This is a genomic window from Pseudomonas sp. Pdm06, assembly GCF_014851795.1.
GTDB classification, from domain to species: Bacteria; Pseudomonadota; Gammaproteobacteria; order Pseudomonadales; family Pseudomonadaceae; genus Aquipseudomonas; species Aquipseudomonas fluorescens_AA.
In genome coordinates this window covers 66774-81026 of sequence record NZ_JACVAH010000011.1, presented here as the reverse complement: position 1 = coordinate 81026, position 14253 = coordinate 66774, and the positions used below count along the sequence as shown (strand labels likewise).

Here is a 14253-nt window from a genome sequence, read left to right as displayed (position 1 = left end):
GTCGCCGCAGAACAGCCGTTGGGCACTACGCTGCGGGGTCGGTATGCTAGCATACGCACCCCGCTAAACACTCATTCCTGCGACGTGAAGCGTTCTCAGGATGACCATGAATTGTTCGAGAGTTCTGTCGATGACCCATCCTGCCGTGATAGATGAGCTGAAGACCCTGGTTGAGCCTGGCAAAGTCTTGACCGATGCCGACTCCCTGAACGCTTACGGCAAGGATTGGACCAAGCATTTCGCCCCGGCGCCTTCGGCCATTGTCTTTCCCAAGACCACCGAACAAGTCCAGGCCATCGTGCGCTGGGCCAATGCGCACAAAATCGCGCTGGTGCCATCGGGCGGGCGCACCGGGCTGTCCGCCGCGGCCGTGGCTGCCAACGGCGAAGTCGTGGTGTCATTCGACTACATGAACCAGATTCTCGACGTGAACCTGACCGACCGTACTGCCGTGTGCCAGCCGGGCGTGGTCACCGAACAGCTACAGAACCAGGCTGAGGAACATGGCCTGTACTACCCGGTGGACTTCGCCTCGGCAGGTTCCAGCCAGATTGGCGGCAATATCGGCACCAATGCCGGCGGTATCAAGGTCATTCGCTACGGCATGACCCGCAACTGGGTGGCGGGCATGAAGGTCGTCACCGGCAAGGGCGACCTGCTGGAACTGAACAAGGACCTGATCAAGAACGCCACCGGCTACGACTTGCGACAGCTGTTCATCGGCGCCGAGGGCACCCTGGGCTTCGTGGTCGAGGCCACCATGCGCCTGGACCGCGCGCCGAAAAACCTCACCGCCATGGTGCTCGGCACCCCGGACTTCGACTCGATCATGCCGGTGCTACACGCTTTCCAAGGCAAGCTGGACCTGACCGCCTTCGAATTCTTCTCCGACAAGGCCCTGGCCAAGGTCCTCGGTCGTGGCGACGTTCCGGCGCCGTTCGAAACCGACTGCCCGTTCTACGCCTTGCTGGAATTCGAAGCCACCACCGAAGAAGTCGCCAACCACGCCCTGGAAACCTTCGAGCACTGCGTGGAGCAGGGCTGGGTGCTGGACGGCGTGATGAGCCAGAGCGAAACCCAACTGCAGAACCTGTGGAAGCTGCGCGAGTACATCTCCGAAACCATTTCCCACTGGACGCCGTACAAGAACGACATTTCGGTGACTGTCTCGAAAGTCCCAGCCTTCTTGCGGGAAATCGACGCGATCGTCGGCGAACACTACCCGGATTTCGAAATCGTCTGGTTCGGCCACATTGGCGACGGCAACCTGCACTTGAACATCCTCAAGCCGGAAAACCTCAGCAAGGATGAGTTCTTCGCCAAATGCGCGACCGTGAACAAATGGGTCTTTGAAACCGTCGAGAAGTACAACGGCTCGATTTCCGCCGAACACGGCGTGGGCATGACCAAGCGCGACTACCTGACCTATAGTCGTTCGCCGGTAGAAATCGAATACATGAAAGCCGTGAAGGCCGTCTTCGACCCGAACGGCATCATGAACCCGGGCAAGATTTTCGCGATTTGATACCTAAAACACCTGATGAACCCCAGAAGCAGGAGTCGGTAATGAGCTATCAGCACCAGTATGTCGACGGTACACGTATTCATTTCCCGGTGGGGAAAGTGGTGTGCATTGGCCGTAACTACGCCGAACATGCAAAGGAACTGGACAACCCGGTGCCCACCGAACCTTTGCTGTTCATCAAGCCGGGCAGTTGTGTGGTGCCGCTGGAAGGCGGCTTCAGCATTCCCGCCGACCGTGGCTCGGTGCACTACGAGGCGGAAATCGCCGTACTGATCGGCAAGCCGCTGTCCACCAAACCCAGCGCTGAAGAAGTACTGGACGCGATCTCCGGCTTCGCCCCGGCCCTGGACCTGACCCTGCGGGACAAACAGGCCGAGCTCAAGGCCAAGGGCCTGCCCTGGGAGATTGCCAAGTCCTTTGACGGCGCGGCGGTGATTGCCCCGTTTGTTTCGAACGCTACGTTTGCCGACCTGACTGACATTCCCGTGCGCCTGACCATCAACGGTGAAGTGCGCCAGGACGGCAACAGCAGCCTGATGCTCAACCCCATCGTGCCGATGATCCAATACATGGCCGGTTGCTTCTCGCTGCAGGCCGGCGACGTGATCCTCACCGGCACCCCGGCGGGCGTCGGGCCGCTGAATGCGGGCGATGAGCTGATCCTGGAACTGCCAGGGGCGAGCCGCTTCGAAAGCAGCGTTCGCTAACGGCCAACCCTTGCTCCCTTGTGGGAGCGAGCTTGCTCGCGATAGCGGTGTGCCAGCCAACACCCATGTTGAAGGTGATGGCCTCATCGCGAGCAAGCTCGCTCCCACAGGGTATACATGACGCATCTGCGATCATTTACCGTTTTTTTCACATGCCATCCGGATAATTCCGGGGAATGCGGCATCTGAGCCAGCCACTCCCCTAGCCGAATTTTCTGGAACGCATTCCCCGATGGCCAAAACCCAAGCACTGCCTGCCGCCAAACCTGCCCGCCGCTCGCGCTTCGCCTTGCCCTGGTATGCCTGGTCGCTGCTGGCGGTGGCCGCAGCCTATGGCCTGGCGTTTGCGATGCATTGGGACGACCGCGGCCTGCTTTGGCTATCGGAACACTTCCAGAGCCCGGCCCAGCGCCAGGAAAGCATCTGGTTGCCGGACTACCACGCCGTGATCGACGCCAAGCCGCTACCGGGCATGGAGAAGGACGAGGCATCCGATGTGGCCTACAACCCACAGACCAAGACCCTGTTCGCGGTCATGGGCAAGAACCCTTTCCTGGTGGAGCTGACCCTGCAGGGCGACGTGCTGCGCAAGATGCCTTTGGTGGGCTGGAGCAACCCTGAAGGCGTGACCTACATGACCAATGGCCTGTTGGCGATTACCGACGAGCGCAATCACATGCTGTCGATCGTCCAGGTGGATGCCAACACCCGCGAGCTGAACAGTACTGACTTTCCTCACTATGATCTGGGCACCTCGCAGAACCAGAACAAAGGGTTCGAAGCGATCGCCTGGGACCCGCGCAACCAGCAACTGGTGCTCGGCGAAGAACGCCCGCCGGCATTGTTCACCTGGAAAAGCGATGGCAGCCAACTGCTCAAGGGCGACAAGCAGATCCATGTCAGCAATGAACTGGACCTGCGCAACCTCTCGGCATTGGCGATCGACCCGCGCACCGGTCATACGCTGGTGCTTTCGGCCGACTCCCACCTGCTGCTGGAACTGGACGAAAAAGGCGAACAAGTCAGCTTCATGACCTTGCTGGGTGGCTTCAACGGCCTGAAAGACACGATCCCTCGCGCCGAAGGCGTCACCATCGACGAAGCCGGCAACCTGTACATAGTCAGCGAGCCGAATCTGTTCTATCGTCTCGAAAAACAGCGCTGACAGGGCTAACTCTGTAAGGTAAGTTCCCTTTCGTTGTAGGGTGTGGCACACAGCCATTAAGCTTCAGTTCAGGCAGCCGTGGTATTTCCACTCACCTGTTCTCATCCGAGCCCACCCCAACATGCGTCGACTCGCCCGCCCCAAACCCTTGATCCTGATATTGCTGACGCTGGTGCTGATCCTCCTGATCGCCGCCGGTCAACACCTGCGCCTGTTCGAGCGCGCCTGGTTCAACCTCAACACCTATTGGAAACCCATCAGCGAAGAGACCATCGCCCTGGACCAATACCGCGTCACGGTCGAAGCGCAGGTGATCGACGGCCTGGACGATGACGTCTCCGCACTGACGTTCGATCCGGTCCGCAAGAGCCTGTTCACCGTGACCAATAAAAACGCCGAGCTGATCGAGCTGTCGCTGGACGGCAAGATTTTGCGGCGCATCGCCCTGATCGGCTTTGGCGATCCGGAGGCGGTGGAATTCATCAGCGAAGACACTTACGTCATCACCGACGAGCGCCAGCAGCGCCTGATCAAGATTCACCTGGAGGACGACACCCAATTCCTCGACGCCGCCGACGCCGAGCAAATGACCCTCGGCGTGCACATGAGCGGCAACAAGGGGTTCGAAGGGCTGGCCTACGACTCAGTGGGCAAACGCCTGTTCGTGGCCAAGGAACGCGACCCGATGCTGATTTATGAAGTGCATGGGTTTCCCCACCACAATCCAGAAAAATCCTACGCGGTCCATGTGATCAACAACCCCAAGCGCGATGCCGGGCTGTTCGTGCGCGACCTTTCAAGCCTGCAATACGATGAACGCAGCGGCCACTTGCTGGCGCTGTCCGATGAATCGCGGCTGATTATCGAATTGGATATCGACGGCCGGCCGTTGAGCACGCTGTCGTTGAGCAAGGGTGGCCAGGGCCTGCAAAAAACCGTACCCCAGGCCGAGGGCCTGGCCATGGACGACGATGGCAACCTGTACCTGGTGAGTGAGCCGAACCTGTTCTATGTGTTCAAGAAGCCGCAGCCTTGATGCACCACAAAACCTAATGTGGGAGCGAGCTTGCTCGCGATGGCGGTGTGTCAGCCAACATTAGCGTGTTGGATAGACCGCTATCGCGAGCAAGCTCGCTCCCACAGGCTGCTTCACTCAAAAGAACTGTTTCGCCAACTTACTCAGCCCGCAGGGTCTTCACCCCTTCAGCGGTTCCCAGCAACAGCACATCCGCCGGACGCGCCGCGAACAAACCATTGGTGACCACGCCAACGATGGCGTTGATCTGGCTTTCCAGCTCCACCGGGTTGGTGATCTGCAGGTTATGCACGTCCAGGATGATATTGCCGTTATCGGTCAGCACGCCTTCGCGGTACACCGGGTCGCCGCCCAGCTTCACCAATTGCCGGGCCACGTGGCTGCGGGCCATGGGAATGACTTCCACCGGCAATGGGAATGCGCCCAGCACCGGCACCAGCTTGCTGGCATCGGCAATGCAGATGAAGGTCTTGGCCACCGCCGCGACGATCTTCTCGCGGGTCAAGGCCGCGCCGCCGCCCTTGATCAGGTTCAGGTGCGCGTCGCTTTCGTCGGCGCCGTCGATGTAGAACTCCAGGTCGCTGACGGTGTTGAGCTCGTACACCGGGATCCCGTGGCCCTTGAGGCGCGCGGCAGTCGCTTCGGAGCTGGCGACCGCGCCGTCAAACGCGCCCTTGTGTTGCGCCAGCGCATCGATGAAGCAATTGGCCGTGGAGCCGGTGCCTACCCCGACGACGCTCTTGTCATCCAGTTTCGGGAGGATGAGGTCGACGGCGGCCTGGGCCACGGCCTGTTTGAGTTGATCCTGGGTCATGCGGGCTCCGAAGGTGCCGAGAGGGAACGAAAGGCCGGCATTATAGGCGTAGAAACCGTGGCGAGGGAGCTTGCTCCCGCTTGAGTGCGAAGCGCTCATCGCTTTTTCTGGGGCCGCTGCGCGGCCCAACGGGAGTAGGCACCCTCGCCAGCGGGGGCTCGCGGCCTTCAAACCCCTTAATTCGTGTGGTCGCCCGGCCAAAAGCCGGGTTAGACTCCTTGGCCCTGCCCAACCCGCTCAGTGATGCTTTCCGATGCTTGAACAGTACGTCAAAAAGATCCTCACCTCGCGCGTTTACGACGTTGCCGTAGAAACCCCGCTGCAGACCGCTCGCCAGCTCTCCGAGCGGCTGGGCAACAGCATTTTGCTCAAGCGTGAAGACTTGCAGCCGGTGTTCTCGTTCAAGATTCGCGGGGCCTACAACAAGCTGACCCAGCTCAGCGACGAAGAACGCGCCCGCGGCGTGGTCACGGCTTCGGCGGGCAACCACGCCCAGGGCCTGGCCCTGGCGGCCAAGGTGCTGGGGGTCAAGGCCACCATCGTGATGCCCAAGACCACGCCGGAAATCAAGGTCGAAGGCGTGCGCTCCCGTGGCGGCAAAGTAGTGCTGCACGGCGATTCGTTCCCCGAAGCCCTGGCCTATTCGCTGAAACTGGTGGACGAAAAGGGCTACGTCTACATCCACCCGTATGACGACCCCCACACCATTGCCGGGCAGGGCACGGTGGCGATGGAGATCCTGCGCCAGCACCCTGGGCGCCTGGACGCGATTTTCGTCCCGGTGGGCGGTGGCGGGCTGATTGCCGGGATCGCGGCCTACGTGAAATACCTGCGCCCGGACATCAAGATCATCGGCGTCGAACCGGACGACTCCAACTGCCTGCAAGCCGCCATGGCCGCGGGCGAGCGCGTGGTGCTGCCGACCGTGGGGCTGTTCGCCGACGGCGTTGCCGTAGCGCAGATCGGCCAGCACACCTTTGATATCTGCAAGCACCACGTGGACGAAGTGATCACCGTCAGCACCGACGAGATCTGCGCTGCCATCAAGGATATCTACGACGATACCCGCTCGATCACCGAACCTGCCGGTGCCCTGGGCGTGGCCGGGATCAAGAAGTACGTCGAGTCACGGGGCATCAGCGGCCAGACCCTGGTGGCCATCGACTCCGGTGCCAACGTCAACTTCGACCGCTTGCGCCACGTCGCCGAGCGCGCCGAGCTGGGCGAAGGCCGCGAAGCGATCATCGCCGTGACCATCCCCGAGCAGCCGGGCAGCTTCAAGGCGTTCTGCGAAGCCGTCGGCAAGCGCCAGATCACCGAGTTCAACTATCGCTACAACACCGGCAGTGAAGCGCACATTTTCGTCGGCGTGCAGACCCACCCGGAAAACGACCCGCGCAGCGCGCTGATCGCCAGCCTGACCGAACAAGGCTTCCCGGTGCTGGACCTGACCGACAATGAGCTGGCCAAGTTGCACATCCGCCACATGGTCGGCGGGCATGCGGCCCATGTCATCGATGAAGTGGTGCTGCGCTTCGAGTTCCCGGAGCGCCCGGGCGCGCTGTTCAACTTTCTCAACAAGCTGGGTGGGCGCTGGAATATCTCGATGTTCCACTACCGCAACCATGGCGCGGCGGACGGCCGCGTAGTCGCGGGGCTGCAAGTGCCTCACGATGAACGCCACCTGGTGCCGGCAGCCCTGGAGGAAATCGGCTATCCGTACTGGGATGAAAGTGACAACCCGGCGTACCAGCTATTCCTGGGGTGAACCCATAATTGCGGCTGTTTGGACCTGTGGCGAGGGAGCTTCTGTGGGAGCAAAGCTTGCTCGCGACACAGACGTCTCGGTTCCAAGGCAAACCGCGTCAGCTTCGTCGCGGGCAAGCCTTGCTCCCACAACTCCCTCGCCACGGGGGTCTAAGCTGTTGAGCACGTCATAAGGAAATCGAACGATGGAAACGTTAACCGCGCTGAAAATCGCTCACGTCGTCGCCACGGTGTTGCTGTTGGCAGGCGCCCTGGGGCTGGCCGTCTGGGTCTGGCGCACGCGACGCAACGGCGACGCCACGGCGGCCGCGCGCACGCTGCAACGGCCGCGACTGTTCATCTGGCTGGTGATGATCCTGGCACTGGCGAGCCTGCCCTTCACCGGCTGGTGGATGGTGCATCAAGTCGGCTGGCCACTGGGCCAGACCTGGCTGCTGGCTTCCAGCGTGCTGTACACCGTGGCGGCGCTGGCCGGGTTCTGGCTATTGGTGCGGTTGAACAAACTGCGCAAGCTGCCGACGGCGGGCAACGGCAAATTCACCTTGGCCCTGGCACTGTTCAGCGTCGTCTGCTTTATCGCCATTGCGGGGTTGATGGGGGCCAAGCCGGTTTAAGGCTTTGGACCGTGTCGCCTTCATCGCGAGCAAGCTCGCTCCCACAAGAGGTTGCGTGATCGACGCAAATCCCCTGTGGGAGCGAGCTTGCTCGCGATAGCCATTTTCAGCCGCGCAACGAAATCACCGGCCAACCCCGCCTCTCGGCTTCGGCCTGAAGATTCGGATCCGGATCCACCGCCACCGGGTGCGTCACCACCTCCAGCAGCGGCAAGTCATTCATCGAATCGCTATAGAAATAGCTGTTCTCCAGGGAATACCCCGTTTCCTCCAGCCAACGGTTGAGGCGCGTCACCTTGCCCTCGCGAAAACACGGGATGTCGGTGCTGCGGCCGCTGTAGCGCCCGTCGACCATCTCGCATTCAGTGGCGATCAGGGTTTCGACGCCCAGGCGCTCGGCAATCGGCGCGGTGACGAAGCGGTTGGTGGCGGTGATGATCACCAGTTTGTCACCGGCGGCACGGTGCTTTTTCAGCAGTTCGATGGCCTGGGGCAATACGATCGGCTCGATGCAGTCGCGCATGTAGTCCTGGTGCCACTGGGCCAGCACGTGCATTTCGGTACGCCCGAGGATTTCCAGGCAAAAATTCAGGTACTCGGCGTTGTCGAGCTTGCCGGCCAGGTAATCCTCGTAGAACGCGTCGTTGCGTGCCTTGTACGTGACAGCGTCCAGAAAACCGCGCTCACACAGGTAATCGCCCCACGCGTGGTCGCTGTCGCCGCCCAGCAATGTGTTATCCAAGTCGAATAAAGCCAGCCGCATTGCAGTTACTCGCTGAAAAATCTGAAGAAAGGCGTCCAGAATACGGACTTTTCACAAGAGTGCACATAAGCTAGGGGCGCTCGTTGCTGCTTTCACAACCTTTGTGGAACAATGCGGCGACATGCGTTTGCGAGGTTGTTGCCGTGATCGATCCCGATGGTTTCCGTCCCAATGTGGGGATCATTCTTACGAATGATGCTGGGCAGGTGCTATGGGCTCGCCGTATCAATCAAGACGCCTGGCAGTTTCCCCAGGGTGGGATCAACCCTCAGGAGACGCCGGAAGAGGCCTTGTACCGCGAGTTGAACGAAGAAGTGGGGCTTGAGCGAGAAGATGTCGAAATACTCGCCTGCACCCGAGGCTGGTTGCGCTATCGTTTGCCGCAACGCCTGGTCCGCACGCACAGCCAACCGCTGTGCATCGGCCAGAAGCAGAAATGGTTTCTCCTGCGCCTGATCTCCAACGAGCAGCGGGTGCGGATGGATTTGACCGGTAAACCGGAGTTCGATGGCTGGCGCTGGGTCAGCTATTGGTATCCGTTGGGCCAGGTGGTGACATTCAAGCGCGAAGTGTATCGACGCGCTCTCAAAGAGCTTGCCCCGCGCCTGCTGACGCGCGACTGACGACGGAGTTCGACCCCGAGCCATGCTCAATACGCTGCGCAAGATCGTCCAGGAAGTTAACTCCGCCAAGGATCTCAAGGCGGCGTTGGGGATTATTGTATTGCGCGTCAAAGAGGCCATGGGCAGCCAGGTCTGCTCGGTCTACCTGCTGGACCCCGAGACCAACCGTTTCGTGCTGATGGCCACCGAGGGCTTGAACAAGCGCTCCATTGGCAAGGTCAGCATGGCCCCCAATGAAGGCCTGGTCGGCCTGGTCGGCACGCGCGAAGAACCCCTGAACCTCGAAAACGCCGCGGATCACCCGCGCTACCGCTACTTTGCCGAAACGGGTGAAGAGCGTTATGCCTCGTTCCTCGGCGCACCGATCATCCACCACCGCCGCGTCGTCGGCGTGTTGGTCATCCAGCAAAAAGAGCGCCGCCAGTTCGACGAAGGTGAAGAAGCCTTCCTCGTGACCATGAGCGCGCAACTGGCCGGCGTTATCGCCCACGCCGAGGCCACCGGTTCGATCAGCGGCCTGGGTCGCCAGGGCAAGGGCATCCAGGAAGCCAAGTTCGTCGGCGTGCCGGGTTCGCCGGGCGCGGCGGTGGGCACGGCCGTGGTCATGTTGCCACCCGCCGACCTCGACGTGGTGCCGGACAAGACCATCACCGACATCAACGCCGAGCTGGGCCTGTTCAAGACCGCCATCGAAGGCGTGCGGGCCGACATGCGGGCCCTGTCGGCCAAGCTGGCGACGCAGCTGCGCCCTGAAGAGCGCGCGCTGTTCGACGTTTACCTGATGATGCTCGACGATGCCTCCCTGGGCAGCGAAGTGACCACCGTCATCAAGACCGGCCAGTGGGCCCAGGGCGCGCTGCGCCAGGTGGTGACCGACCACGTCAACCGCTTCGAACTGATGGACGACGCCTACCTGCGCGAGCGCGCCTCGGACGTCAAGGACCTTGGCCGCCGGTTGCTGGCCTACTTGCAGCAGGAGCGCCAGCAGACCCTGGTCTACCCCGACAACACAATCCTGGTCAGTGAAGAGCTGACCCCGGCCATGCTCGGCGAAGTGCCCGAAGGCAAGCTGGCGGGGCTGGTCTCGGTATTGGGCTCGGGCAACTCCCACGTGGCGATCCTGGCCCGGGCCATGGGCATCCCGACGGTGATGGGCCTGGTGGACCTGCCGTACTCCAAGGTCGACGGCATCCAGATGATCGTCGATGGCTACCACGGCGAGGTCTACACCAACCCCAGCGACGTGCTGCGCAAGCAGTTTGCCGATGTGGTGGAGGAAGAAAAGCAACTGTCCCTGGGACTGGACGCATTGCGGGACCTGCCATGCGTGACCCTCGACGGCCACCGCATGCCCTTGTGGGTCAACACCGGCCTGCTGGCCGACGTGGCCCGGGCGCAGAAGCGTGGGGCCGAGGGTGTGGGCCTGTACCGCACCGAAGTGCCGTTCATGATCAACCAGCGCTTCCCCAGCGAAAAGGAACAGCTGGCGATCTACCGCGAACAACTGGCCGCGTTCCACCCGCAACCGGTGACCATGCGCAGCCTGGACATCGGCGGCGACAAGTCCCTGTCCTACTTCCCGATCAAGGAAGACAACCCGTTCCTCGGCTGGCGCGGCATCCGCGTGACGCTCGACCACCCGGAAATCTTCCTGGTCCAGGCCCGCGCCATGCTCAAGGCCAGCGAGGGCCTGAACAACCTGCGCATCCTGTTGCCGATGATCTCCGGCACCCATGAACTGGAAGAAGCCCTGCACCTGATCCACCGGGCCTGGGGCGAAGTCCGCGACGAAGGCACCGACGTGCCGATGCCGCCGGTGGGGGTGATGATCGAGATCCCGGCGGCGGTGTACCAGACCAAGGAACTGGCGCGGCAGGTGGACTTCCTGTCGGTGGGCTCCAACGACCTGACCCAGTACCTGCTGGCCGTGGACCGTAACAACCCACGGGTTGCCGACCTGTACGACTACCTGCACCCGGCGGTGCTGCAAGCCCTGCAGAACGTGGTGCGTGACGCCCATGCCGAAGGCAAGCCGGTGAGCATCTGCGGTGAGATGGCCGGCGACCCGGCGGCCGCGGTGCTGCTGATGGCGATGGGGTTCGACAGCCTGTCGATGAACGCCACCAACCTGCCGAAAGTGAAGTGGATGCTGCGCCAGATCAACCTCAGCAAGGCCCAGGAATTGCTGGCGGAAGTGATGACCATCGACAACCCGCAAGTGATCCACAGCTCCCTGCAACTGGCGCTGAAGAACCTTGGGTTGGCGCGGATGATCAATCCGGCTTCGAACAAGACGCTCTGATCCTGCGGCGCCCCTATCGCGAGCAAGCTCGCTCCCACAGTGGATCTCGGTGGTTCACAAATTTGTGTTCACTGACGATCTACTGTGGGAGCGAGCTTGCTCGCGATGAGGCCCGCAATGACACAGCAAAACTAAACCCTGACCTCCACCTCCCCCAAATGCCCCCCATGCGGCCCGAAACTGCGCTCGACCATCTGCCGCGTCCCATCGGCATGGAGAATCAGCGCCGTACTCGCCCGCGTCCCGTAGGCCGGGCTGGCAATGAACACACTCGATAGCAGCATCTCGGTCGCCAGGCCCACGCCCGTGTCTGGCAGTTCCGCCACCGGCGCGGGTTGTGGGTCGTTCAGCAGCGCCAACAAGGCCTGGGGCTGCGGATCGTCCAGCACCTCGCCCAGGGCCGCCCGGGCCTTGAGCAATTTGGGCCATGGCGTGTTCAGCCCAGCGTTCGACAAACCATAGACGCCCTCGGCCAGACGCTGGGGCTGGGTATCGCGGGCGTTGTGGTGCCACAGCTCGGTGCCATCGCCGAGCAGCAAGTTGAAGCCACCATACTCGTTGGCGCGGGGCACGATCTCGCTGAGGTAATCAGCAATCGACAGATTCCCGGTCAGGAACCGCGCTACCAGTTCACCGCGCGACTTGAAGGCCGGCACCTGGCCCGGGTCGCGAATGTTGGTCAGGGCGGCGAAACGACCTTCGGCACCAATACCGAGCCAGGTGCCACCGGCTTCGAGATCGCGCCCGGCATGAACATGGGGCGCGTCAGGCCATTGGGCCAGGGGCAAGGTCGGCCGGGCATAGAATTCGTCGCGGTTGGCCGCCACGATCAGCGGTTGGGCGTGGCCGGGGCGCCAGGCAAATACGATCAGGCACATCAGGTCGTCCTGTTAATAATGCCAATCCATTGAAAGAGTAGAGCCGAACACAGCCTTTGTGGCGAGGGAGCTTGCTCCCGCTGGGCTCTGTAGGAGCTGGCGAAGCCTGCGATCTTTTGACCTTTCGCTTGGGATTCAAGTGTCAGGGGAAAGATCGCAGCCTCGTTGCACTCGACAGCTCCTACACCCAGCGGGAGCAAGCTCCCTCGCCACAACAGCAGTTCGTCCCCCCAATATCTCCAGGGTTCTCAGCCCACTCTACCCACACATCGCCCCGGCATCCATCGCCTTCAGTGGAGCCAGGGGCCCTGGATCCGTTACCATGCCGCTCTTATTTCGGGGATGGGCGGGGAGAGTCTGGTGGAATTTGTGCTCTATCTGCTGCTCGGCGCCTGCGCGGGGGTGCTGGCCGGGTTGTTCGGCGTGGGGGGCGGGATCATCATCGTCCCGGTGCTGGTGTTCAGTTTCACCCTGCAGGGTTTCGATCCGCAGGTGTTGACGCACCTGGCCGTCGGCACGTCCCTGGCATCGATCATCTTCACCTCGGTCAACGCCGTGCGCGAGCATCAGCGCAAAGGCGCGGTGCGCTGGCCGATTTTCGCCTGGATGACGGTGGGAATCCTGATCGGTGCCGGTTTCGGCGCGATCACCGCCGAAGCGATTTCCGGCCCGCACCTGCAAAAGATCATCGGCGTGTTCGCCCTGATCGTTGCCATGCAACTGGCCCTGGACGTCAAGCCCAAGGCCAGCCGCACCGTACCGGGCAAGGCCGGGCTGACCGTGGCCGGCACCGTGATCGGCTGGGCCTCGGCGATTTTCGGCATCGGCGGCGGTTCGCTGACCGTGCCATTCCTGACCTGGCGCAGCGTACCGATGCAGCAAGCGGTCGCCACGTCATCGGCCTGCGGACTGCCCATCGCCGTGGTCAGTGCTTTGAGTTTCATGATTCTGGGCTGGCACGATCCGCTGCTGCCGGCCCATAGTCTCGGATTTGTGTATTTACCGGCGCTGCTGGGCATCGCCTTGACCAGCATGGTCTTCGCCCGTTTCGGCGCGCGGCTGGCCCATCGCCTGTCGCCGCGCTTGCTCAAGCGGCTGTTCGCCGCCTTGCTATTCTGCGTGGGCTTGAGTTTTCTGTTCTGACGCAATCCTGGCTTAATCCCGAGGTGGCAGCGTCGCCCGGGTATTTTTGACGTTTACGAGGAATATCAATGCTGCCTTACCCGCAGATCGATCCGGTGGCCCTGGCCATCGGCCCGCTGAAAATCCACTGGTACGGCCTGATGTACCTGATCGGCATCGGCGGCGCCTGGCTGCTGGCGTCGCGCCGGCTCAACCGCTTCGACCCGACCTGGAACAAGGAGAAACTCTCCGACCTGGTGTTCTGGTTGTCCATGGGCGTGATCGTCGGCGGACGCCTGGGCTACGTGCTGTTCTACGACCTGAGCGCCTACCTGGCCAACCCGACGCTGATCTTCGAAGTCTGGAAAGGCGGCATGTCGTTCCACGGCGGGTTCATCGGCGTGATGCTGGCGGCGTTGTGGTTCGGCAAGCGCAACAACAAGTCGTTTTTCGAGCTGATGGACTTTGTCGCGCCGATGGTGCCGATCGGCCTGGGCGCCGGGCGCATCGGCAACTTCATCAATGCCGAATTGTGGGGCAAGCCGACCGATGTCTGGTGGGCAATGAAATTTCCAACTGACGAGCTGCAACTTGCCCGCCACCCATCGCAGCTGTACCAGTTCGCCCTCGAGGGCGTGGCACTGTTCCTGATCCTCTGGCTGTTCTCGCGCAAGCCGCGGCCAACCATGGCGGTATCGGGCATGTTCGCGCTGTTCTATGGCATCTTCCGCTTCATCGTTGAATTCGTCCGCGTCCCGGACGCCCAGCTTGGCTACCTGGCCTGGAACTGGCTGACCATGGGCCAGGTGCTGTGCCTGCCGATGATCATCGGTGGCCTGGCGCTGATCTGGCTGGCTTATCGTCGTGCACCGGCTGCGGCGGCCAAGGTTTAAAATTCGAACCCCGGGGCGCTGGCCTCGGGTTCAAGGACACAGGT

General features: G+C 61.9%; 13 protein-coding genes. 10 read left to right on the top strand and 3 right to left on the bottom strand.

Annotation, left to right across the window (positions count from 1 at the left end; all coding sequences use genetic code 11):
- The first annotated feature begins 130 nt into the window (after positions 1–130).
- The 4 genes from IB266_RS18395 to IB266_RS18380 all read left to right on the top strand — a co-directional run bounded on the left by IB266_RS18395 (position 131) and on the right by IB266_RS18380 (position 4433).
- The gene (locus IB266_RS18395; RefSeq protein ID WP_192262027.1) at positions 131–1525 is read left to right on the top strand and encodes an FAD-binding oxidoreductase; all 1395 of its coding nucleotides are present in this window, start codon (positions 131–133) and stop codon (positions 1523–1525) included.
- A 41-nt stretch (positions 1526–1566) separates the two neighbouring features.
- Positions 1567–2232 (top strand): fumarylacetoacetate hydrolase family protein, encoded by a 666-nt coding sequence (locus IB266_RS18390; protein ID WP_192262026.1) that lies wholly within the window; start codon positions 1567–1569, stop codon positions 2230–2232.
- 232 nt (positions 2233–2464) lie between these two features.
- A complete protein-coding gene (locus IB266_RS18385; protein WP_192262025.1) occupies positions 2465–3397 on the top strand; it encodes an SdiA-regulated domain-containing protein in 933 nt (310 codons plus the stop codon).
- A 121-nt stretch (positions 3398–3518) separates the two neighbouring features.
- Entirely contained in the window at positions 3519–4433 is a 915-nt protein-coding gene (locus tag IB266_RS18380; protein WP_192262024.1) for an SdiA-regulated domain-containing protein, read from the top strand.
- A 139-nt stretch (positions 4434–4572) separates the two neighbouring features.
- Here the strand turns inward: IB266_RS18380 and rpiA are convergent, their stop codons facing one another.
- Complete coding sequence (gene rpiA, locus IB266_RS18375; RefSeq protein WP_060739700.1) at positions 4573–5247, bottom strand: ribose-5-phosphate isomerase RpiA; 675 nt, start codon at positions 5245–5247, stop codon at positions 4573–4575.
- A gap of 253 nt (positions 5248–5500) precedes the next feature.
- Between rpiA and ilvA the strand changes: the two genes are divergently transcribed.
- Positions 5501–7015, top strand: a complete 1515-nt coding sequence (gene ilvA / locus IB266_RS18370) for a threonine ammonia-lyase, biosynthetic (protein WP_060739701.1) — start codon at positions 5501–5503, stop codon at positions 7013–7015.
- A 184-nt stretch (positions 7016–7199) separates the two neighbouring features.
- Positions 7200–7628, top strand: a complete 429-nt coding sequence (locus IB266_RS18365; RefSeq protein ID WP_192262023.1) for a DUF2269 family protein — start codon at positions 7200–7202, stop codon at positions 7626–7628.
- A 106-nt stretch (positions 7629–7734) separates the two neighbouring features.
- On the opposite strand, the gene IB266_RS18360 is transcribed toward IB266_RS18365, so the two are convergent.
- Positions 7735–8391 (bottom strand): HAD family hydrolase, encoded by a 657-nt coding sequence (locus tag IB266_RS18360; protein ID WP_192262022.1) that lies wholly within the window; start codon positions 8389–8391, stop codon positions 7735–7737.
- A gap of 143 nt (positions 8392–8534) precedes the next feature.
- Here IB266_RS18360 and IB266_RS18355 point away from each other — a divergent pair, with 143 nt between their 5' ends.
- Together IB266_RS18355 and ptsP are read left to right on the top strand one after the other, a co-directional pair.
- Positions 8535–9014, top strand: a complete 480-nt coding sequence (locus IB266_RS18355) for an RNA pyrophosphohydrolase (protein WP_003186867.1) — start codon at positions 8535–8537, stop codon at positions 9012–9014.
- Positions 9015–9036: 22 nt separating this feature from the next.
- On the top strand, positions 9037–11316 hold the full coding sequence (gene ptsP / locus IB266_RS18350; protein ID WP_053180992.1) for a phosphoenolpyruvate--protein phosphotransferase: 2280 nt from the start codon (positions 9037–9039) through the stop codon (positions 11314–11316).
- 131 nt (positions 11317–11447) lie between these two features.
- Here the strand turns inward: ptsP and IB266_RS18345 are convergent, their stop codons facing one another.
- The gene (locus tag IB266_RS18345) at positions 11448–12194 is read right to left on the bottom strand and encodes an NRDE family protein (protein WP_192262021.1); all 747 of its coding nucleotides are present in this window, start codon (positions 12192–12194) and stop codon (positions 11448–11450) included.
- A 360-nt stretch (positions 12195–12554) separates the two neighbouring features.
- Between IB266_RS18345 and IB266_RS18340 the strand changes: the two genes are divergently transcribed.
- Together IB266_RS18340 and lgt are read left to right on the top strand one after the other, a co-directional pair.
- Positions 12555–13337 carry a sulfite exporter TauE/SafE family protein gene (locus IB266_RS18340; protein ID WP_192262020.1) on the top strand — a complete coding sequence of 261 codons (783 nt, stop codon included), beginning with the start codon at positions 12555–12557 and terminating at the stop codon, positions 13335–13337.
- A 68-nt stretch (positions 13338–13405) separates the two neighbouring features.
- Positions 13406–14209, top strand: a complete 804-nt coding sequence (lgt, locus tag IB266_RS18335; RefSeq protein ID WP_192262019.1) for a prolipoprotein diacylglyceryl transferase — start codon at positions 13406–13408, stop codon at positions 14207–14209.
- Positions 14210–14253 lie beyond the last annotated feature (44 nt).